Genomic DNA, 18211 nt, shown 5'->3' with positions numbered 1-18211 from the left:
ATCATGACCATTGACGGTGTCCACTACCAGTTGATCCTCGGCGACGAGCTCCGTCGCCTCCGCAGGGCACGCGGCCTCACCCGCGAGCAGCTCCGCCTCCGGTTTCCCGACCCGAAGCCATCCACCCACACCCTGGCCACGTACGAACTCGGCACGCGGCAGTGCTCGATGGTCCGGTTCGCCGAGATCTGCCTCGTCCTCGACGAGCTGCCTCACGTGCTGCTCGCCCGCGTACACAAACGCGTCGTGCACGACGACCAGATCCACGTCGACCTCCGCAAGGTCAACACCGACCGCAGGCCCGAGCTCGAGCCGCTGCGGCGCTGGGCCCGTGGCCGCCTCCACCCACACTCCACCGAAGGCGCCGTCGTCTACCTGCCCTTCTCGGCGATCCATCACCTCGCCGGGCTCTGCGGCATCGACACCACCGACCTGATCAGCCACCTCACCCAGCTCACGAAGGCGGAGAACCAGTGACCGGCATCCCCGAAGACGACCCGCAGCGAACCACGGCGACCGCCACCGCCGACTGTGCCTTCTGCGCCATCGCGGCGGGCCTCATGCCAGCCACGATCGTGCGGGAGTGGAAGGACGCCCTGGCTGTCCGGCCCCGCAGCGGCGGCGTCCACGCCGGGCACGTGCTGATCCTGCCGCGCGTGCACGTCCCCGACGCCGGCACCGACCCGATCGTCACCGCGGCAGTGATGGCGCGCGCCGCCGAGCTGATGGCGGACATCCCGTCCGCGAACCTGGTGACCTCCAAAGGTGCACCTGCGACGCAAAGCGTTTACCACCTGCACGTCCACGTCGTTCCCCGCGAGCCCGGCGACGGCTTACCGCTGCCCTGGACGCCGCAGCACGCTGCTCGAGCAGCCCGGGAGGCCAGCCGTGGGTGAGATCAACCTGGTGATGGCCCGGGAGCCCATCCCGGCCGGTCCGAGCGTGTTCCTCGCCGGGCCCACACCCGCACGCGACGGAAACGTGCCGTCCTGGCGACCTGACGCGGCCGGCGAGCTCGCCGAGCAGTGGGCGGGAGGCGGCCCGTTGACCGTGCTCTCCCCGGAGTCCCGCGGCGGCATACGGGCCGAGATGTACGAGGACCAGGTCGACTGGGAAACCGCTGCCCGCAGGGCCGCGGACGCGATCCTGTTCTGGGTTCCGCGCTGCGTGGACACGCTGCCCGGCTTCACCACCAACGTTGAGTTCGGGCTGGACGCCCCGACCGGACGCGTGGTGCTCGGCTGCCCGCCGGACTGCCCCAACCCGGAACGAAACCGTTACCTCATCCACATCGCACGCCGGTTGGAGATCCCGGTGCGCGAAACGCTACGCGAGACCGTGAGCGCCGCCCTGTCGCTGGTCAATCGCGCGGTGATCGAGCACCAATCCGACGCGGTGACCGGGGCGTTGCGGCTGGCCATCGACGACCTGCGGAAGGCGTCGCCGGGAGCCTTCGCGCACGCCCTCCAGCTGGCCAACGATTCTCGGCACGTGATGCCCGGCGCCTACCTGGTCGAGCTCAACGACCGCGAGCTCGTCGACGGCGCCGGCATCATGCACGACACGGTCATCGCATACCTGCTTGAGCACCACGGCGACCGCGTAACGCCCGAGTGATCAACACGGACTAGGAGGGCAGCCAGCCGCACACTGGGAGAACTCCATGCGCCTCGCCGGCACCATCGCCGCCGTCTTACTTGGGCTCGAACTGACAGCGTGCTCTTCCGGAGGTGCAGCGCCGTCCGCCACACCGACCAGAGTCATTTCGGCGCCGTCGTCGTCATCAACGGCAGCGGCGGCAGCATCAACGACGAGTAGACCTGCAACGCCTGTGGAGGCGCTAGAGCAGCAGGCAAGATCGACTGGTGTCTACACCGGACAAGGCGCGGCCAGTCTGGTCAACCAGGCTTGCGAAAAGGCCCGTACTCCTGACCCTGAGAACATCGGGATCACCGCTGTCGAGTCGCTAGATGCCTACATCGAGATCACCCGCACGGGGTCATCCGGGGAGCCTGCTCGGGATCTGATGCCGCTCTACAAGCTGGGATTTCCCATTCTTTGCCCAGAGCAAGTGTCCACACTGGAACGAGTCATCCGTGGTGATGTGCCCTTTGGCAGCGGAACCTTCGAGATCGGAGCGGGGCCGGAGCAGGTTAAGCCAGGCACGTACCGGACGACCAGGCGAAGTGTCGAAGACTGCTACTGGGAACGCACACGAGCAGACGGCGAAATCATCCAGAACAAGCTGGTCACTCACGCCAAGAGGCTTACGGTCACCATCAAACCAACGGATGGCAGCTTCACATCTGAGCGGTGCGGTACCTGGGAGGCAGTCCACTGAATCGCGGGGGCTCCGGACATGCGAAAACGGCCCCCTCTCGCCGAAGCGGTGAGGGGGCCGTTGCCTGTGGAGCGTCGCTACGCGACGACGCCGTAGTTCGTCGCGGACCAGTAGTAGGGGTTCTCGTTGGAACACAACAACAACGCTGATCCCGCCCCGGCCACGCGGCAGAGGACGGCGAACACCACGTTGCCGGATCCGTCACGGTCGTTCGCCGTCACGGTGAATCTGCGCTCGCAGCTGATCGAGGGAACGTTGGTGTGGTACATCGCCGGGTCGCCCTCGTAGGCGGGCGAGCTCGGCGGTGGTGACGTGTCGGTGTAGTTCCCGCCGAGCCAGCGCTTGATGACGCCGCTGACGACCACGCCGAAGTCCATCAGCAGGTTCGAGTTCGCCTGCCGGATCCCGTTCACAGCGAGCCCGACCTTGTCGCCGACGGCGGCCGGGATGCTCAACGTCGGGAAGGTCGGCAACGCGCCCCATGAGGAGCTACCGGTGTTGAGGTTGATGTTCGTGGCCGACCCGAGCTTCACGTAGGCGTCCCGCATTACCAGCTGGTTCTGCTTCGCGGCCAGCGCCGAGACCAGGCCGGTGATGTCGCTCTGCCCGTGGGAGTGGACGAGCGCCGCGAAGAGCGCGGCTGCCTCGGCGGTGGTGAGGTACTGCGAGTGCGGGTCGACCGCGGCGACGTGCGCGGCCAGCGTGGCCGCAGCCGTACCGACCGCCTCCTTCCCGTCCAGCGCCGGTTGCAGGCCGGTGACCGCGCTGACGGCGTGGTCGTGCGCGGTCGGCGTGCGCGGGTTGGACAGTCTCGGGTCGTCGCCTTCGCACACCGTGTCCGCGGTCGATCCGTACAACGGCGAGATCGTCCGGTCCGCCGAGAGGTCGCCGCCTCCTTGCAGGCCACCGGTCGCCGCGATGACCCGGGTCGCTGGGGCCGACCCGGCTGCGGCGGGGAGGTCGATGTTGCCGGTCGAGTCCGGCCTGATCCCCTCGACCGTGCGCACTCGCACCTCGGTCGGGACGACCGGGTCGAGGTCCGCGAGCGTGTGCAGGACCACCGGGCCGGACGACGGCAACGAGATCGTCCGCGTGCGGGTCTCGCCGCCGATCGCCTCGACCACCGTGTACGTCCAGTCTCGTGGCGTCAGGTTCGGGTCACCTTGCCACGCGAGGGATATGGCCAGCTGGCCGTCGACGAGCGCGACCGTGACCGGCTCGACGATGATCGAGGAACCGGCGACGGTGGATCGCACCGCGGGGATGAACGTGACCGCGCCGACCGGCACGGTGCCGTCCGCGCGCCGGTAGTCCTCGACTACCTGCACCATCGTGATCGAGCCAGGCAGCGGCATGGGTCACCCCTTGTAGACCTCGGCCACGACGAAGCAGTCCTTCGCCTCGCGCAGCTTCCGCAGCCCGGCGGTGAGCTCGGGCCCGTCCGGCAGCGCCTCGATCATCTGGTCGGCCAGCTCGGCGCACGGGCGGCTGATCGCCCGCAGGTGTGGCGGCAGGTGTTCCCACGCGAACGTGCGGCGAAGGTGCTCGGTGGCCGGGTGACGGCCGGTTGCGTCGGTCATTGGTCAGTTCCTTGCCGATCCCGCGCCGACCAAGGACCGCTTCGCCGCGTCCGACGCGCCGAGCGGCGCCCAGACACCGGCCTGGCTGGCGATCGCGACCACCAACGACAGCAGCGAGTTCACCAACGCCTCACGCACGTTGTAGTCGGTGCCGGTGGTGAGTGCGTTCAGCCACTCCACCACAAAACCGTTGGCGGCGTTGAGGACGAGCTGCAGGTACACCCGCGCTTTCCGTGCTTCGTACTTGGTGAGCAGTCCGTTGGCGAGCGGGATCACGACGCCGATGGCCATCGTGAGCAGCGCCTGAGTGGTCATGCGGGGTTTCCTTCCTTTGCACCAGCGCGGGCGAACGCAAGCCGCACCGCTTCGGTGATCTGCTCCGGCGTCGTACCGGTCGGGATGAGCGGCGCCAGGAGCGCGGCGAGCGCCTGGACGTCGACCTGGCCGCCGGTCGGCTGCGCGCGGACCGCGGCGATGATGTTGGCCTCGTCGTCCGACAGTGCGCCGGTGAGCGCGTCGAGCTTGGCCTCCATCCGCTGGGCCCGTTCGTCGATGGTGCGCAACCGCTTGCCAGCGTTGGCACCGGTGGACGGGTCGAACGCGTCACCCAGGACGCCCTTGACCTGCGCCAGCCAGTCGTGCTCTTCGCCTGTCATGTCTGCCTCCATTCCGACGTTCCCCGCGGCGACGCGCGGGATGATGATGTTTCGGGTCTGGTCGATGCGCGGTCCGCCTGGACAGACCTTCCCGGCCGCCTTCGTCCACGGGCTCGGTGCGCCCCACATCGCGTGCCATCCCAGCCCTGACCCTGTCGCGGACGGGATCTGCCTGCGGGGGATGCCGTGTGTCGTGCAGCACCAGTCCACTGCGCGCACGAGCGTTTCCACCTGGGCCGCGTTCCACGGGATGATCTGACGGTTGTCCCACGACTCGAAGGAGATCGCGAAGCCGTTCGCGTCCCGGTTCGCGTAGGCGGACCACGCGGTGTCAACGTACTGTTCGAGCTCGCCGTTCGGTCCAACGTAGAAGTGCGAATCGTCACCCACGCCGGAGAAGTAGCCGAACAGGCTCGATGCCGACGACACCGCGGTGTGCAGGATGACGGCCCGCGGGACGATACGGCTCCGCGACTTGCTGATCGGTTTGTGGATCGCGAACGGGCACCAGGCCATCAGGTCCTCCCCAGCGGCAGCGGCTTCATCGAGATGTCCAGTAGCGCCTTGCCCTCGATGCCAGGACATGTGCCGTCCTGGTCGTACTGGTGCACGAACGCTCTGGGGTGCTTGAACTTCGGGTTGCCCGGCGCCCAGCCGGGGTACGGCCAGGCGTCGGTGTGTGCCGGCCAGATCCGGATGCCTGGATCGTCGGTCCACGCGGTCGTGCCGATGAACCCATTCGGCTCGAACCAGCTGCCGGACGAGTAGATGACGTGGTCGGCGCGTCCGGTGGCCTGCCGGATGATGTTGATGTACTCCATGCACCACGGGCCGCCGCCGGGAATGCGTTCCTCGTAGTCCACGGCTGGAGGGAGTGTCACGTCCGGGACGTGTGCCCGGACGCGGTTCCAGCACGCGAGGTAGTGCAGGGCGTGCTGCTCCGGCGAGCCAAGCTGAGGGAACACCCTCTGATATAAGCCGACCGCTAAGCCAGCGGCGACCGCGCCTTTCAGATTGTCCACACACAGCGGGTCCGGGCTGTCGACACCGCGGCACAGCTGGATGTACGCGAACCGCTTTCCGGCGCCGTACACCTGAGCCCACTCGACCTGCCCGGTGAATCGGGATACGTCAACGCCATCGACGCCTAGCATCCGAACTCCTCACGCAGCTGCCGCATCTCGACTGCGATGCGGCGCCCTATCGCGGTCGTGGGCTGTTGCGGACTCTGGCTGTACGCGTCGTCCAATGTGGTGACCAATCCGCACCACTTCTGGTTCGCTTCGTGTGCAACGTGATTGGCGTACCACCCGACCGTGATAGACACGGCCAGCTGGACGAGCACGACGACGACCACCGAGTTCCAGAACCGCCTGGGTGTCATCACCCGCCACCACCCCACTTCAAGATCCCGTAGAGGATGGCGGCTGCGCAGGTTCCGGCGGTGCTGATGGAGATGGCGGCAACGTGGTAGCGGAACCACGCGACGCGATCGCCATAGCTATCGACCGCACCACCGCCGGGCCGCTCATCATCGCCAGCGCGGCGCCGAGAAGCCAGGGATCCGACTTCACCGGTACCGCTTGCCACAGGAACGCGCCCAGGCCGCTGAAAAACATCAGCCCATCCTGGAGGCCCTTCCACGTGAGCTTGCGTCGTGTTCGTCTGTTCACGCACGGTTCCGTCCAATCTGGATGGTCAGCTGCCGCGGCATGTGCACCCGGCGATCTGCGCGGCCACGTTCCCGGTGCCGGACGCCTGGACAGTCAGGTCGACAGCGATCCACTGCTGGTTGATGAAGGCGTTCGCGTTGAACGGCCCCTTGTTCGCGACCTCCAGCGCGCCACCGGTGGACCACGAACCGACGATCGTGCCGTTGAGCTTGAGCTTGTAAGTCGCGCTGTTGGCGCCACTTGCCTGACCCCAAACGCCGTCGATCCCGACGAACCCGTGGTGCATTTGGGGAATCCGGCCGCTCCACAGCACCGTTTCGGACGCGACGCTGGATGCCGGCAAGTTCATGTACCCGTAGATCGCAGAGGCCGCAACCGAGAAGCACGGGTACAGCGGAATGCTCAGCCACGGGTTCGCCAGCCCAACACCGCTCGCCGCGTCGTCCGACACCAGGATGTTGTTGCCGCGGTCGTACATCGCCCAGTACTGCTCGCCGTTGGGGACGTAGATGCCCGTGCCGAATACGTTCGACCCGTTGTGTCGCTTGAGGAACGTGACCTGTTTGCCGTTGACGTCGGACTTTCCGGCGTAGAACGTGTCGTGCCCCATGCCGCTCTCGACCGAGATGGCGCCGCCGTCGTAGACCCGCAGCCCGCCCGCGCCGATAGCCGCCGAATACAAGGTGCGGCGCTTCAGCTCTTCGAGCTCGGCGCGCAGCGCGAGCACGTCTTGTTCCAGGCGCTGCGTTGCCTGCGGCGCTGGTCCACCTGGGAGTGTCACGTCACCTCCCCGATTAGTTGGACGTTGAGCTTCGCTGTGTCTCGGGAGTCACCTGCGACGGAAAGGATCCGGACGAGGTACCGGCCGTCCCGGATCCGCCGATGTCCCTTCATCTGGAAGATGGCGGTGTCGCCGACGGCGAACTCGAACACCGACGGCGAGGTGGTGTCCTCGCCGAAGCCGTTGTCTCCGGCGAGCCTGATCACAGCTGTCCAGGTGGTGACCGGCTTCTTGTACGTGTTGACCGCACCGGCGGCCCAGTTGTCCAGCGTGCTCTGCTCGGTGGCTGAGGTGTGCTGACCGCCCACGTCCTCGAGGAGCGGCCAGCCGAACGTCGTCGCGAACGACGAGTCGGCCGCGTAGCCGAGCAGCAGGTCCCGTTCCATGCCCGCGCCGCGTTCGTACCGCGTGTGCGTCTGCTGGGATCCGTCACGGTTCATGTGGACCTTGACCAGGGCCTTGCCGTACTCCCACTGGTGCAGCCCGTTGAGGTTGCCGAGCCGGCCGCCTGCGGCCGGCGTGCCGATGCGCATCTCCCACTGCACGAACGTCCGGGTCTCGTCGACGTACCGGGGCCGGAATTCGATCTCCGGCCCGGCCTCGACCTGGGTGACCTGCATGAGCCGCTCGCCGAGGTATGCGAGGTCGTAGCCGGGGTACTCGCGTTCCGCAGTGCCTGCGATGTCGGCGGGCAGCAGGATCGGCAGCGCGCCGTTGGTGCGTGCCATCGAGATCTGCAGCATGCGCTTGGCGATGGTGTGCAGGCTCAGGTTCTGGTTCGCCGGCGGGATCGGCGTCCCCTTGGGGCTGGTGGCGCCGGGCCCGAAGACGACGTCCGCGGCTGCGGTTTTTATGGTCGTTCCGTTGACGTCGCCGGTGACGAGCAGACGCTTGGTGGTGAGGTAGTTCCAGATGCCGCCGCCGGACAGGTCGACGACGGCCAGGCCGTCATCGTCGTTGTAGGACTCGCCCACGAGCGGGCCCATCTGCGCGATGTGGTTGCCGATTGCCACACCGATCGAGAACCGCCATGGATCGGACAGCTCGTCGAGGTCTTGCGCCGACAGCGTGTCACCGATTGGTACCCTGATACCCCACCCACCAGCGGTGTTGATGCCGTATTCGTAGCGCGGAGTGTCCAGGTACGGCAGGTCGTCAACCACGCGGCCGGTCCTGGTGTCGGTGATGAAGACGCGCCAGGCGGGCAGTACGGCAGCGGTCATCCGTCACCGACCGGGTGAATGCTGAGCTCGTAGGCGTAGAACGATCCCGTTTGGATGGTGAAGGGCGTTCCAGGGGAACTGTTCTTGCAGATCATCGACACGACATGCGAGTTGCCGTCGGTGATGGCCGCCGACGATCCGCCGGGTGTCGAGACCATCGCTTCCACGTTTCCCACAGCGTTGGTGTTCTTGGCCCACGCGACGTAGCCAGATGTGGCGTAGGTGGTGGAGTCGACGCGCACCTGCACCTCGGCGGCCAGGCCCACGCTGGACGCGTGGAAGAAGCCAAGCTGTGCCGCGCGCACAACCACTTTGTACGGCCAGCCCGGCCACGGAATGGTGACCTGGGCGATGGTGGCTGTGACCCCGGCTCCGAGGCTGCCGAAACCGGTCTGGCTTGGTTGGGGCAGCAGCAGTTGTGTGGTGCCGTGCCACTGGGATGTGACGGCAGACCATCGGTCGACGAGGCTCTTGGCGGGCAGGCCGGCCGCGACGAAGTTCTCGTCACGCAGGCGCATTTCGCCGTGATAGCCACCGGCGTTGGCGAGGGCGTCACCCGGCAGTAGAACGCGAGGGGTGCCGTACATCGCGGTCCCGACGCGCATGTCGGTGATCGGCGCGGTGCCGCTGCCGATGAGGTCCCCGGGCGACCCGGCCGCGCGCAGGATCCGGGCTATCTCGATCGAGTCGGTCGGGATCGCGGGCAGAGACGGCGATCCGGCCGGGTCGCCGTAGACGGCCACGAGGTAGGGGCCGTGCACGGCGTCACCGGGAAACGCTTCCTTGTCGTAGCCCTTGAGACACAGCCGGTCCCAGCGAGGGTTCGCGCCGTCGGCGTTGGCCAGCGCGACAGTGAGGTCCTGGGTGAGCGACAGCAGGTAGTAGCCCTGCCCGGTCCGCGGCAGGACCATCTGCCCGGCACCGAGCGTGATCGAGGTGCTCGGTGAGCCCTGTCCGGCGACCCGCAGGTCCGACCAGTACTTCCCGCTGTTGTTGTACGTCGTCGGCAGCACGCCAGCGCGGCGCGTGTATGCGCCGCCGTTCGGCGCGGCCAGCACGTTCACCAGGCCCTGCCGGATGTCCTTGGCGTTGTTGCGGCCCTGGGTGTAACTGCCGCCGCCCGCGTCGTCCAACAGCGGGATGAGGTCCCCGTTGGTGATCGCCGCCAGGTTCGTTGTGGTGGGCATCCGGCCCTCCTCCTAGATAGCCGCGTCGCGCCACTGCCCAGTGAGCAGCGCGGCAGGGGACGTCGGGGCGTCTGCCTGGAACAGGATGTTGACGGTCTGCAATGGACCGAGTGAGAAGAAGTCGAAGCGGAGCATCGTCTTGCGCTTGACGCCGTTCAGCGTCACCCGGCCGGTTCCGGTGTCGATCACCAGTGTGTCCGCGGCGGTGAGCGTGCCTTGCCACTGGATGACTTCCTGTGTGAGCAGGTTGGTGATCTTCGGATTCACCGCCGGGCCGGTGACGGTGAAGACGATCGGCGTCTTCGCCGCCCACGCGTTCGTCATCGTCATGACACCGCTCGTGCCGGACACCGACTGCCACAGCACCCCCGCGGTCCCGGCGGGGCCGTTCCACTGGACACCGGTGGTGCCGGTAGGCCCGTTCCACTGGACGCCACCTGCCGCTGGTTTCGCCAGCCCGGTGCTCACCGAACGGACGGTTGACGAGTACTTGCGTGGATCAGGCGCCACGAGCTGCAGCTGGTAGATCCAATGCAACTCGTTGACCCGCTGTACTTCCGGTTTGCCGGCCGCGCGCTGCACCGCGCACTGCCGCGTCCACGACGGCTCGACCACCGTCAGGACTTCTTTCGCACCGGAGGTGAGCAGCGCGTTGAACGTGTCGTTCGCCGCATCGGAAAGCGCACGGGTCGGCGCGAGCACCGCGCCCTCCAGTGTGATGACGCGCGCCTCGCTGTAGGACTGCCCGTCGTAGACGCCGTCGTCGGCCGGCCGGGACGCCTGTGAGAGCTTCCTCCCAGGTGACTCGTACCAGCCGTCGACAGCATCCCCCTGCCACTCGACGCCGTTGCCGTCGACGAACGGGAACACACCGAACGTCACCCCGCCAACGGCGAACGTGGTGTCCAATGGGGTCGGCATCAGCGGCCTCCCGTCTTGGCCAGCCACGCCATGCGCTGCGATGCCTGCGCCGCGTACGCGGCCTCGTCCATGGGAGCGGTGAAGTAGTTGTTCTGTTCGATCTTGCCGGGGTTCCGGCCGAGGTTGTCGAGAATGGACTTCGACTGCGTTGCCGTCGCCACGTACCCCGCTCGGTCGGGGAAGATGATCTCCGGGCCGCGCTCACCGACCGTGTACGCGCCGCCGTCCGCCCGGATCGCACCACCCACGGCCTTGACCCGCGCGCTGGGGTTCGAGAACGCCATGCCGCCACCGGGTAGTTCACCGATCGTCGCGGCACGGGCCTGCCGTACCTGGATCGTGATGACCGCGCGCCGCTGCGCCTCCGACAGTGCGTCCTGCACTGCCGCGACCTCCTTGAGCGCCGCAGCGTTCTCAGCGGTGATCTTGACGTCTTTCTGGCCGGGCACGCTGATGACCGCATTGCCGAACGCGTCAATCTTGACTTTCGCGCCCAGCGCCTGCAGTTCGGCCGCGGACAAGCCACCGATCAACCGCTGCAAACTCGCCGGAGCAGCGTCTCCGGCCGCCGAAGCCATCCGCAACAACTCGTTGGCATACGCGGCATTCGCTGCCTTCGCTTGATCGGACGACGACTTGCCCGCGTTGTCAGCGATAGCCTTCTGCCGCGCAGCCTCAGCTGCCCGCAGGATGCTGGCCTCCAAGTTGAGCTCGGCCTGCACGGCTTCGTTGCTGCTGATGCCATGCAGTTTGACCGCGTCGGTGTACGCCTTTTGCGCCTCAGTGATCGCGACCCGCGATTGCCGCAACTGCAAGTCGGCATTGGCAGCCGCCAGCGCCTGCGATGCGAGCTCGTACAGCGACTGCGTGTGGCTACGCGTCGCGTCCGCCGCCTGCCGTTGCTGCTTCTCGAGGTTCTCCGTCTCGATCACCAGAAGCCGCTGAGCACTGAGCGCTTGCGACGACGTGGGGCCGTACGTCTGTACCGCGGCGTTGTAGTCCTGCTGTGCCTGCGACACCCGCGCTTGCGCCACACCGACCGGGCCGAGCGACTTGACGAGGTTGTCGTATTCGGTCTTGGCCTTGCCGACCGCGTTTCTGAGATCGTCGAGGTTCTGCTTCTGTGCGGCGGCCACACCGGCGTCGCCGCCTTCGATGTTGGTGCGCTGCAGCTTGTAGAACTCGTCGAGCTCACGCTGTGCGTCGGCGGCCTTCTTCTCCAGCTCGGCGAGGTCCTTCGCGGCCTGCTTGGCTGACGACCCGCCAGCGACGAGCCCCTTGGCGATGTCGCCCGCGGACCGCTCGAGCTCGCGCGCCTTCTGGCTTGTCAGCTCGAACAACCCACCCAACGCTGCGACGCCGAGACCGACGACCGGCAGCACAGTACCGACTTTCAGGAGAGCGTTGCCCACGCGAGAACCTGCCGTCGCCACCTTCTCGCCAGCGGTCGCCGAGCCGGTGAACTTCTCGGTCATGACGCCCGCCGACAACGCAGCGTTGTCGATCTTCTTGGAGGCGTTGCCGAACGCATCCGCGATCGTGGACGGCTTCACGGCGTCAACCGCCGTCTTGACCCCACCCATCACAGTGGACAGAAGCCGCCACGCGACCACCGAGGCGAGCACGACACCAGTCGCCACACCGAGCGGTCCGGACAGGTCACCGATCAGGTGGACGACCGCTGCCAGCACGTCGGCCACCACCTGCAGCACGGCACCAAAGACCTTGATCGCTGGGCCAGCGATCGCACCGACCACGCTCGCCGCGGTTTGGATGCCCGACGCGAACTCGTCGGCGTTGTCCGCGACCGCCTGGAGCACGGTCTGCGCCGCCTTCAGCACGGCGACAAGCACACCGCCAGCAGCTTGGGCCAGCTGAAGCAGGGCGGGCAGCACGCTCATCGCCGCCTGCGCCAGCGCCTTCAGCGTGGGCACGCCATCGGCCTTGAACGAGGCCCAGGCCTCGCCACCGGATTCTTTCAACTGGCGGAAGACCCGGCGAGCGTCGTCACCGAATTCGGCCTTGAGATTGGTGCCGAAGATCTTCGCCGCGCCGATGCCCTTCTGCAGGTCAGCCGCGAAGTCCTCGGCGAACTTCTTCGCACCGTCCGACGCGGCCAGCTCGCCGAGCGCGCCGACAACGTTCTTGGCCTCGTCGAAGATCGGCTTGAAGCCGCTGCCCGCGAGGATCCGGGCGTTGTCCTTGAGCGATGACCACTGTCCCGCGAGGGTTTTGGACTGCGCGGCCATGGCGCCGCCGTAGTCCTTGTTCATCTGGTCGAACAGCTTCGGCAGCACGTCCGCGCTGAGCAGCTTGCCCTGCTCGGACAGCTTCTGCAGCTCCGGCACGGTCTTGCCGGTCGCCTTGGACAGCAGGTTCCAGACCGGGATACCGGCCTCGACCATCTGCAGCAGCTCGTCGCCCTGCAGCTTGCCCTTGCCCATCGCCTGGACGGTCGCGATCATGACCCGGTTGAACGCGTCCTGGTTCAGGCCGAGCGCGCCGGCCGCGTTGCCGAGCGCCCCCATCGTGGGGATGACCTTGTCGGCGGCCAGGCCGACGCCGAGCAGCGACCTGGCATTGTCGATCAGGCCGGGCAGCTCGAACGGGGTTTGAGCCGCGAACTTGGTCAGGTCCTCGAGGAACACCTTCGCCTTCTCGCCGCTGCCGAGCAGCGTGTTAAAGGCGACGGTGGCCTGTTCCTTCATCGAGTTGAACTCGACGCCGACCTTGGCAGCCGCGCCGATCAGGACGGCGGCCGAGGCGGCGGCGGCCTTGAACGCCGACCCGGCGAACCCGACGAACGAGCGGAGCGCGGCTCGGGCGCCGCCCTCGTCCACGTCGACGGCGATGTAGCCGCGGCCGATCTCGACCCCACGCGCCACGGCTCACCTCCGTCAGGTAGTCGTTGGCGTGTCTCCCAAGCCGAGCCCGGCGAACCATGCACTGGCGCCTTTGGGTTTCCGTGCCGTCTGACCAGGCCGAGCCAGCCAGTTCGGCGCGGGGCCGCGTGATTTCGCGTCAGCCTGCATCCAGGTCAGCGCTTCGATCTTGTCCGCGACGGTCGCGAGTAGATGCTCGGCAGTGGACCACGCGTCGCTGGGCAGGTGCTCGATGGGCGTCGGCGCGACGCCCTCGGCCTCCATGCGCCGCTGGACCACGCGGTGAAGCCGGGAGCTGCCAGGCAAACCACGAACGATGACGCGGAAGCGCCTGATAGACATGTCGCTGGTGTAGAGGTCACGCAGGTCCTGCCCGAGGCCGAGCAGGTCGTACTCCAGTGCCTCCTGAATCTCCTGGTCGTCCAGGAGACTCAGGAGGCCGAGGATTCCCCCGGTTCGGCGCCGTGCAGTGCCTTGTTGAACTCGCCCCAGAAGCTCGTCAGAGTCTCGACGTCGTCGAACAGACGGGGCGCGACCGCGACGACGGCGGCGAGTTGCTCTTGGCCGATCGCGGCCTCGAAGATGTCCAGAGCCGCGTTGACCCGGGTCATGATCGGAAGATTCTCGTTGTCGACCAGGCGCAGCGCGAACGCGCCACGGCCGTACTCGATCGCGGTCACATCGACGAGGATCTCAACCCCCCGCCACGTGAACGCGATGACACCCTGGCGTGCTTCGGCCTCGACCTGGTTCTCACCGAGCGGCGCCTTCAGGTCCGGCCGTGGACCACGTCGCTTTTTCCTGCCCATGTGCGGCTTCTCTCTGTGCGGCTCGTGCGGCAGAAGGTGGGGCCGGGGCGCGCCGGCCGCACAGCGGACGCGCCCCGGGGATCAGGCGGCGAACCCAGGGTGGTTGCCGGCCAGGTAGTACAGCGGGTCGGTCGAGTTGACCGCCTCGAAGTTCAGGGTGAACTGGGCGTTCATGGTGTCCTGGTTCGCGGCCTTGAACGCACCGAACGCGGACACGGTCATGCGGGGGATGTACCACCAGACCTTGAATCCGACGTCCAGGTCGTTGAGCTCGAACAGGCCCGCGCGGGGCGGATTGCCTCCGTTGGCCGGGATCGAGGCGGAGTAGGAACCGTTGGCGCCGGTCGTCCAGACCGTGCCCGGCTCCTGCAGTGCCCATACGCGACGGTTGAACTCGCGGCAGCTGAACTTCACGGACCGGATCTTGCTGTTGAGCAGGGTGCGCAGCACGTTGCCGTTGGCCTGCCACGCCGTGATGGTCGACGAGCTCGCGTCGAATCCGAACTCTGGCGTGTCGTCCTCGTGCAGGTAGCCGAGGTCGGCCGCGGTCCAGGCGCCCGGCAGGACCGCGGCGGCGATGTCGAACGACCCGCTCGGCGGGATCGTGAACGGGGCGGTGGTCCCGTACGGCGCGATCATGATGCTGCCGATCTTGCCGACCAGCAGCCCACTCGTGCTCGGAGGCATGAGAGATCTCCTTGTTTGACAATGGATGCCGGTCGTCCGAACCGGACACTAAATAGGGCGGTACGCGATGATCGCTGGAATGACCCAGCGTTCCGCGGTGGTCACGTCGGGAATCGGGAACGGTTCGGTGACCTCGACGTCGACGATGCCGCCGTTCGCCGTCGACTTTCCCACGAGGGACTGGACGATCGCTGCGACGATGCGGCCATTGTGCTCAGCCTCGTCCACGGTGACCGCGTAGGAGTTGAGATCGAATGCGGTCTGTCCGACCCGGATCTTCACCGGCCGCGCCCCGGCACCAGGTACCGCCCGCACCTGAAGCCGCGGCAGGCCTTCTGGAAAGTCTGGGGGCAACTCGCTGCTGACCTTGCCTGACAACCTCGCTGGAAGCTGGGGATGCGCGGACAACAGGTCGATGAGCAGCTGTGTCGGGTCCGGCATCACGACGACCGGCCACTGCGTCACCACGTCACCGCCGCCGGATCGCGCGCCGGCCAGGAGCCTGCGCCCTCATGCTCGAGGTCCCGTACTCCAGGTACACCCACGCCGACTCGGGATCCCGGGACGTGTCGGCCGCGACCGTCACCTCGAACCCCTGCACCTCGACCTCGATAGACCGGTCGGTCGCGCCGGTGATGCGGTTGATGTTCCCGCGCCACGCGTCGGCGAGCTTGTCGCCCTGGCGCTTCTTCTGTGCGATCGACTGCGGTCCGTGCAGGATCGCCTCGATCGCGCCCGGGTTGATCTCGAACCGCGCGCTGCTCACGATGCGACACCTCCCGAGTAAGTGGTGACCATGCACTGCAGATGGTGCGTGGCGCCGAGCCGCGGCGAGGGCACCGGGTACACCGCGGTCACTTCGAAGACATCGGCGCCGACTCGGACGCGATCCTTCTCAGTGATGGCCGCGTCGGCCGGCAGGTACAGCTTCCACTGGCTGATGGACAGGTCTCGGCCGTCACTGTCCTCCAGGCCGACGACCTGTTGCAGGCGGCACGGCTTCGTCGACGTCGGGATCGTCGGCCACACGTCCTGCTGGTTCTGGTGCCTGTCCTGCGTCGTCGTCGGTCTGAAGATCTCCGCCGTCTGCGTCAACAGGTTCGCCAGCATCGTCCACCTCCTGAGGCGGTTCGGACAGGTGCCCTTCGGCGAGCAGGGCGGCCCGTTCGATCGGCCCGCAGGGCGGGAACGGCTTGCCGTCGAACTTGGACCACACGGTGGTCGGCCTGACGTCGTCCATCACGATCCTCCGATCCGGACCAGCCCGGCGCGGATGCCGTACGCGCGGCGTAGCGACTTCTGCAGGTTCGGGCTGGCCTCCATCTGCGCGGCCATCTGCTGGTACGCGTAGGAGTAGTCACCCAGCGATTCCGACTGCAGCATCGTCGGGTTCGACACCACGCCCTTGGCCAGCATCCACGTTGCCGACCGAGCCAGCTGCAGCTTCTGGTCGGTCGACGCGTACCCGTGGGTGTAGGTGAACTCGACTGTGGACGGCTCGTAGAGGTTGGCCTGCCAGCCTTCCCGCCGCCACAGCCGTGACCCGTGGTGCTTGTAGTCGGTGACGGCCGCGCCGTCGAGCGCGACCGCCGTGACCGTGACTACCGGCTGCTGCGGCAGTTGCAGCCAAGACTCGATGGTGCCGAGGATGCTCGCGACGTCGTCGACGACCCTGACGATGCGCTGCCCGGCCGCGTCCTGGACCACCGCGGTGGCCGCCTCCAGCACGACCTTCGCGGTGTCCAGCCCGACCGTCGGGATCAGCTTCTGCAGGTCGCCCTCGGTCGCGAGCATGTCGGCCATCAGTCACCCCTTCAGCAGATCGATCAGTTCCTGCTTGGACATGGCCTCGGCCTCGTCCTGGCTCAGGCCCTGGCCGACCGCGTACGCCACCCATTCCTCCTTGGGCGCGCGCACAACCGGTCGACCGTCTCCAGAGCCCTCGGCGTCGCTGCTGTCGCCGGTGTCCTCGTCGGACGCGTCAGCGTCGTCGGCGGAGTCGTCGGCGGGGTCGTCGGCGGGGTCGTTGTCGCCGTTCTGCTCGGGTTCCTTCGAGCGGTCGCCGTAGTCGAGCTCCGTGACGCCGAAGACCTCCGGCACGGCGAGCAACTCGTCGGCCAGGCCATCATCGTCGACGTCGGCGAAGCCGTCGCGGAACTCGACCAGGTTCCCGGACTCGGTGCGGATATGCGCCACGCCTTCAGGGAAGCGGACACACTCGAACCGGCGGCTCATGCCGACACCCGCAGCAGCTTGCCGTGCTTCTTCTCGTTGCCGTACTTGAGACCGACCTCGCCGTAGATCTGCTGGCGGTCCGCCGCGCCGACCTTGGCGAGCGGCTCCTGGAACAGGAAGCCCTTGCCGGGGATGTCGAGGAATGTCGGTGCGCACTCCTCGGCGGACACGACCTGGATCGCCGCGGTCGGCATGTACCGGTTGAGCACCAGGTTGAGCGTGCCGAAGTCGGTTTCGATCGTCATGCAGCGGACACCGCCGACCGTGCGGGACTGCTCCTGGAAACCCTTGTCTGTGATGAAGACCTTCGTGAGGCGCCTCTTGGCTGTGGCGCCGCACATCAGGGTCGCGGTCTCCGACACCTGGATCCCGCCCGACGTCCAGATGTCCTGCAGAAGATCCAGGAGGATCGCCTCGGTCAGTTGGGTCGCGGTGTAGACATCGGCGCCACCGTCGACAGAGAACGCGATCGTCGAGCCGCCCGCCTTGGGGGCCAGCGTGAACGTGTTCGTCGCCGTGTTGGTGACGTAGTAGAGCTCGTTCTCCTTGAGCACACCCACGGCGCCACCGGTGAGGTTGGTGACGGTCACCGCGGTGCCGTTGGCCATGCCGTGCGCCGAGAGCGTGAACGTCTCGTTGGAGGCGGCGATCGTCGCCGTGCCCTTGAGCGTGCCCAGAGCGGACACGTTCGTCGCGGTGGCCTGCATGATCCCGCGGGTCTTGCGCGGCGTGTTGTTGTCGGACGGGTTCTGGAACTGTCCGACGATGAACGAGCGCTCGACGTCCCGAGCGATCTGCTCGAGGTGCCGCTGCACCTGCCAGTCCAGCTCGTCCAGCACCGGGTTGGCGCCAGAGATTCCGACCGATCCGGGGTGGTTGGAGCCGGTCGAGTTGTACTGGCCGGTCGCGGCCTGCTTGGTGTAGCTGACCTCGACCGCTTCCTGGTGGATCTCGACCACGTTGGTCTGGTTGAACCGGACCCGCGACTCAGCGGTCGGCGCGTTCGCGCCCTCGACCCGCTGCCGGTTCTCGTCGGCGTCGCGCAGGTCGTAGCCCTGCCACTGGAACAGTGTGCTGTTCGCGCGCTCGCCGCCCGACAGCCCGCCGATCATCGACAGGAACGGCGTGTCGGTGGGCGTGACGGCGAACAGCTCGCCGACGAAGTTCGGCAGGTTGAACGTGGTTCCCTGCCCGGTGATACCCGCCATGGCGGTGTTCCTCCTTGGTTGTCGGGCA

The 18211-nt window shown here is 67.3% G+C and carries 24 protein-coding genes; 4 read left to right on the top strand and 20 right to left on the bottom strand.

Features of this window, described 5'->3' with window-relative positions; genetic code table 11:
- Nucleotides 1-3: 3 nt before the first annotated feature.
- Genes AOZ06_RS07905 through AOZ06_RS07890 form a run of 4 tightly spaced genes read left to right on the top strand, consistent with a single transcriptional unit; the run spans nt 4 to nt 2341 of the window.
- On the top strand, nt 4-477 hold the full coding sequence (locus AOZ06_RS07905) for a hypothetical protein (protein ID WP_054288838.1): 474 nt from the start codon (nt 4-6) through the stop codon (nt 475-477).
- Entirely contained in the window at nt 474-896 is a 423-nt protein-coding gene (locus AOZ06_RS07900; protein WP_218921948.1) for an HIT family protein, read from the top strand. The genes AOZ06_RS07905 and AOZ06_RS07900 overlap by 4 nt, the downstream gene beginning before the upstream one ends.
- On the top strand, nt 889-1617 hold the full coding sequence (locus AOZ06_RS53560; protein WP_179950812.1) for a nucleoside 2-deoxyribosyltransferase domain-containing protein: 729 nt from the start codon (nt 889-891) through the stop codon (nt 1615-1617). Before AOZ06_RS07900 ends, AOZ06_RS53560 begins: the two co-directional genes overlap by 8 nt.
- A 46-nt stretch (nt 1618-1663) precedes the next feature.
- Nucleotides 1664-2341, top strand: coding sequence for a hypothetical protein (locus AOZ06_RS07890; protein ID WP_157232904.1), 678 nt, complete (start codon nt 1664-1666; stop codon nt 2339-2341).
- Between the two features lie 77 nt (nt 2342-2418).
- Here the strand turns inward: AOZ06_RS07890 and AOZ06_RS07885 are convergent, their stop codons facing one another.
- The 20 genes from AOZ06_RS07885 to AOZ06_RS07790 form a co-directional block, all read right to left on the bottom strand.
- The gene (locus AOZ06_RS07885) at nt 2419-3696 is read right to left on the bottom strand and encodes a hypothetical protein (RefSeq protein WP_054288836.1); all 1278 of its coding nucleotides are present in this window, start codon (nt 3694-3696) and stop codon (nt 2419-2421) included.
- Between the two features lie 3 nt (nt 3697-3699).
- Nucleotides 3700-3921 carry a hypothetical protein gene (locus AOZ06_RS07880; RefSeq protein WP_054288835.1) on the bottom strand — a complete coding sequence of 74 codons (222 nt, stop codon included), beginning with the start codon at nt 3919-3921 and terminating at the stop codon, nt 3700-3702.
- A gap of 3 nt (nt 3922-3924) precedes the next feature.
- Nucleotides 3925-4236: a hypothetical protein gene (locus AOZ06_RS07875; protein WP_054288834.1), complete on the bottom strand. Its 312-nt coding sequence runs from the start codon at nt 4234-4236 to the stop codon at nt 3925-3927.
- Nucleotides 4233-5093 (bottom strand): peptidoglycan recognition protein family protein, encoded by an 861-nt coding sequence (locus AOZ06_RS07870; RefSeq protein ID WP_054288833.1) that lies wholly within the window; start codon nt 5091-5093, stop codon nt 4233-4235. Before AOZ06_RS07870 ends, AOZ06_RS07875 begins: the two co-directional genes overlap by 4 nt.
- Nucleotides 5093-5731 (bottom strand): glycoside hydrolase family 25 protein, encoded by a 639-nt coding sequence (locus AOZ06_RS07865; RefSeq protein ID WP_083472578.1) that lies wholly within the window; start codon nt 5729-5731, stop codon nt 5093-5095. The genes AOZ06_RS07870 and AOZ06_RS07865 overlap by 1 nt, the downstream gene beginning before the upstream one ends.
- Nucleotides 5725-5961 (bottom strand): hypothetical protein, encoded by a 237-nt coding sequence (locus AOZ06_RS07860; RefSeq protein ID WP_054288831.1) that lies wholly within the window; start codon nt 5959-5961, stop codon nt 5725-5727. Before AOZ06_RS07860 ends, AOZ06_RS07865 begins: the two co-directional genes overlap by 7 nt.
- Before the next feature lie 314 nt (nt 5962-6275).
- Entirely contained in the window at nt 6276-7031 is a 756-nt protein-coding gene (locus AOZ06_RS07855; RefSeq protein ID WP_157232903.1) for a hypothetical protein, read from the bottom strand.
- Nucleotides 7028-8254: a hypothetical protein gene (locus tag AOZ06_RS07850; RefSeq protein WP_054288829.1), complete on the bottom strand. Its 1227-nt coding sequence runs from the start codon at nt 8252-8254 to the stop codon at nt 7028-7030. The genes AOZ06_RS07855 and AOZ06_RS07850 overlap by 4 nt, the downstream gene beginning before the upstream one ends.
- Entirely contained in the window at nt 8251-9441 is a 1191-nt protein-coding gene (locus AOZ06_RS07845; RefSeq protein ID WP_054288828.1) for a hypothetical protein, read from the bottom strand. The genes AOZ06_RS07850 and AOZ06_RS07845 overlap by 4 nt, the downstream gene beginning before the upstream one ends.
- Nucleotides 9442-9453: 12 nt before the next feature.
- A complete protein-coding gene (locus AOZ06_RS07840) occupies nt 9454-10362 on the bottom strand; it encodes a phage distal tail protein (protein ID WP_054288827.1) in 909 nt (302 codons plus the stop codon).
- Nucleotides 10362-13247, bottom strand: coding sequence for a tape measure protein (locus AOZ06_RS07835; protein WP_054288826.1), 2886 nt, complete (start codon nt 13245-13247; stop codon nt 10362-10364). Before AOZ06_RS07835 ends, AOZ06_RS07840 begins: the two co-directional genes overlap by 1 nt.
- Before the next feature lie 12 nt (nt 13248-13259).
- Nucleotides 13260-13586: a DUF5361 domain-containing protein gene (locus AOZ06_RS07830; protein WP_157232902.1), complete on the bottom strand. Its 327-nt coding sequence runs from the start codon at nt 13584-13586 to the stop codon at nt 13260-13262.
- Nucleotides 13587-13675: 89 nt separating this feature from the next.
- Nucleotides 13676-14053 carry a hypothetical protein gene (locus AOZ06_RS07825; RefSeq protein ID WP_054288824.1) on the bottom strand — a complete coding sequence of 126 codons (378 nt, stop codon included), beginning with the start codon at nt 14051-14053 and terminating at the stop codon, nt 13676-13678.
- An 81-nt stretch (nt 14054-14134) separates the two neighbouring features.
- Nucleotides 14135-14740 (bottom strand): phage tail tube protein, encoded by a 606-nt coding sequence (locus AOZ06_RS07820; protein ID WP_054288823.1) that lies wholly within the window; start codon nt 14738-14740, stop codon nt 14135-14137.
- A gap of 48 nt (nt 14741-14788) precedes the next feature.
- Complete coding sequence (locus tag AOZ06_RS07815) at nt 14789-15205, bottom strand: hypothetical protein (protein ID WP_157232901.1); 417 nt, start codon at nt 15203-15205, stop codon at nt 14789-14791.
- A gap of 4 nt (nt 15206-15209) precedes the next feature.
- Nucleotides 15210-15506 carry a hypothetical protein gene (locus AOZ06_RS07810; RefSeq protein ID WP_054288821.1) on the bottom strand — a complete coding sequence of 99 codons (297 nt, stop codon included), beginning with the start codon at nt 15504-15506 and terminating at the stop codon, nt 15210-15212.
- Entirely contained in the window at nt 15503-15850 is a 348-nt protein-coding gene (locus AOZ06_RS07805) for a phage head completion protein (RefSeq protein WP_054288820.1), read from the bottom strand. The genes AOZ06_RS07810 and AOZ06_RS07805 overlap by 4 nt, the downstream gene beginning before the upstream one ends.
- A gap of 129 nt (nt 15851-15979) precedes the next feature.
- On the bottom strand, nt 15980-16543 hold the full coding sequence (locus AOZ06_RS07800; protein WP_054288819.1) for a hypothetical protein: 564 nt from the start codon (nt 16541-16543) through the stop codon (nt 15980-15982).
- Nucleotides 16544-16546: 3 nt separating this feature from the next.
- Nucleotides 16547-16975: a hypothetical protein gene (locus AOZ06_RS07795; protein WP_054288818.1), complete on the bottom strand. Its 429-nt coding sequence runs from the start codon at nt 16973-16975 to the stop codon at nt 16547-16549.
- Entirely contained in the window at nt 16972-18183 is a 1212-nt protein-coding gene (locus tag AOZ06_RS07790) for an SU10 major capsid protein (RefSeq protein ID WP_054288817.1), read from the bottom strand. Before AOZ06_RS07790 ends, AOZ06_RS07795 begins: the two co-directional genes overlap by 4 nt.
- Between the last annotated feature and the right edge of the window lie 28 nt (nt 18184-18211).

The organism is Kibdelosporangium phytohabitans (assembly GCF_001302585.1).
Taxonomy (GTDB): Bacteria; Actinomycetota; Actinomycetes; order Mycobacteriales; family Pseudonocardiaceae; genus Kibdelosporangium; species Kibdelosporangium phytohabitans.
Note: the sequence above shows the minus strand (reverse complement) of the source record. Positions and strands in the feature narration are given on the sequence as shown.

Coding starts and splice junctions, on each gene's coding strand:
- AOZ06_RS07905 (WP_054288838.1), top strand. CDS start 4: ATGACCATTGACGGTGTCCACTACCAGTTGATCCTCGGCGACGAGCTC.
- AOZ06_RS07890 (WP_157232904.1), top strand. CDS start 1,664: ATGCGCCTCGCCGGCACCATCGCCGCCGTCTTACTTGGGCTCGAACTG.
- AOZ06_RS07885 (WP_054288836.1), bottom strand. CDS start 3,696: ATGCCGCTGCCTGGCTCGATCACGATGGTGCAGGTAGTCGAGGACTAC.
- AOZ06_RS07880 (WP_054288835.1), bottom strand. CDS start 3,921: ATGACCGACGCAACCGGCCGTCACCCGGCCACCGAGCACCTTCGCCGC.
- AOZ06_RS07875 (WP_054288834.1), bottom strand. CDS start 4,236: ATGACCACTCAGGCGCTGCTCACGATGGCCATCGGCGTCGTGATCCCG.
- AOZ06_RS07870 (WP_054288833.1), bottom strand. CDS start 5,093: ATGGCCTGGTGCCCGTTCGCGATCCACAAACCGATCAGCAAGTCGCGG.
- AOZ06_RS07865 (WP_083472578.1), bottom strand. CDS start 5,731: ATGCTAGGCGTCGATGGCGTTGACGTATCCCGATTCACCGGGCAGGTC.
- AOZ06_RS07860 (WP_054288831.1), bottom strand. CDS start 5,961: ATGACACCCAGGCGGTTCTGGAACTCGGTGGTCGTCGTCGTGCTCGTC.
- AOZ06_RS07850 (WP_054288829.1), bottom strand. CDS start 8,254: ATGACCGCTGCCGTACTGCCCGCCTGGCGCGTCTTCATCACCGACACC.
- AOZ06_RS07845 (WP_054288828.1), bottom strand. CDS start 9,441: ATGCCCACCACAACGAACCTGGCGGCGATCACCAACGGGGACCTCATC.
- AOZ06_RS07840 (WP_054288827.1), bottom strand. CDS start 10,362: ATGCCGACCCCATTGGACACCACGTTCGCCGTTGGCGGGGTGACGTTC.
- AOZ06_RS07830 (WP_157232902.1), bottom strand. CDS start 13,586: ATGTCTATCAGGCGCTTCCGCGTCATCGTTCGTGGTTTGCCTGGCAGC.
- AOZ06_RS07825 (WP_054288824.1), bottom strand. CDS start 14,053: ATGGGCAGGAAAAAGCGACGTGGTCCACGGCCGGACCTGAAGGCGCCG.
- AOZ06_RS07820 (WP_054288823.1), bottom strand. CDS start 14,740: ATGCCTCCGAGCACGAGTGGGCTGCTGGTCGGCAAGATCGGCAGCATC.
- AOZ06_RS07805 (WP_054288820.1), bottom strand. CDS start 15,850: ATGCTGGCGAACCTGTTGACGCAGACGGCGGAGATCTTCAGACCGACG.
- AOZ06_RS07800 (WP_054288819.1), bottom strand. CDS start 16,543: ATGGCCGACATGCTCGCGACCGAGGGCGACCTGCAGAAGCTGATCCCG.
- AOZ06_RS07795 (WP_054288818.1), bottom strand. CDS start 16,975: ATGAGCCGCCGGTTCGAGTGTGTCCGCTTCCCTGAAGGCGTGGCGCAT.
- AOZ06_RS07790 (WP_054288817.1), bottom strand. CDS start 18,183: ATGGCGGGTATCACCGGGCAGGGAACCACGTTCAACCTGCCGAACTTC.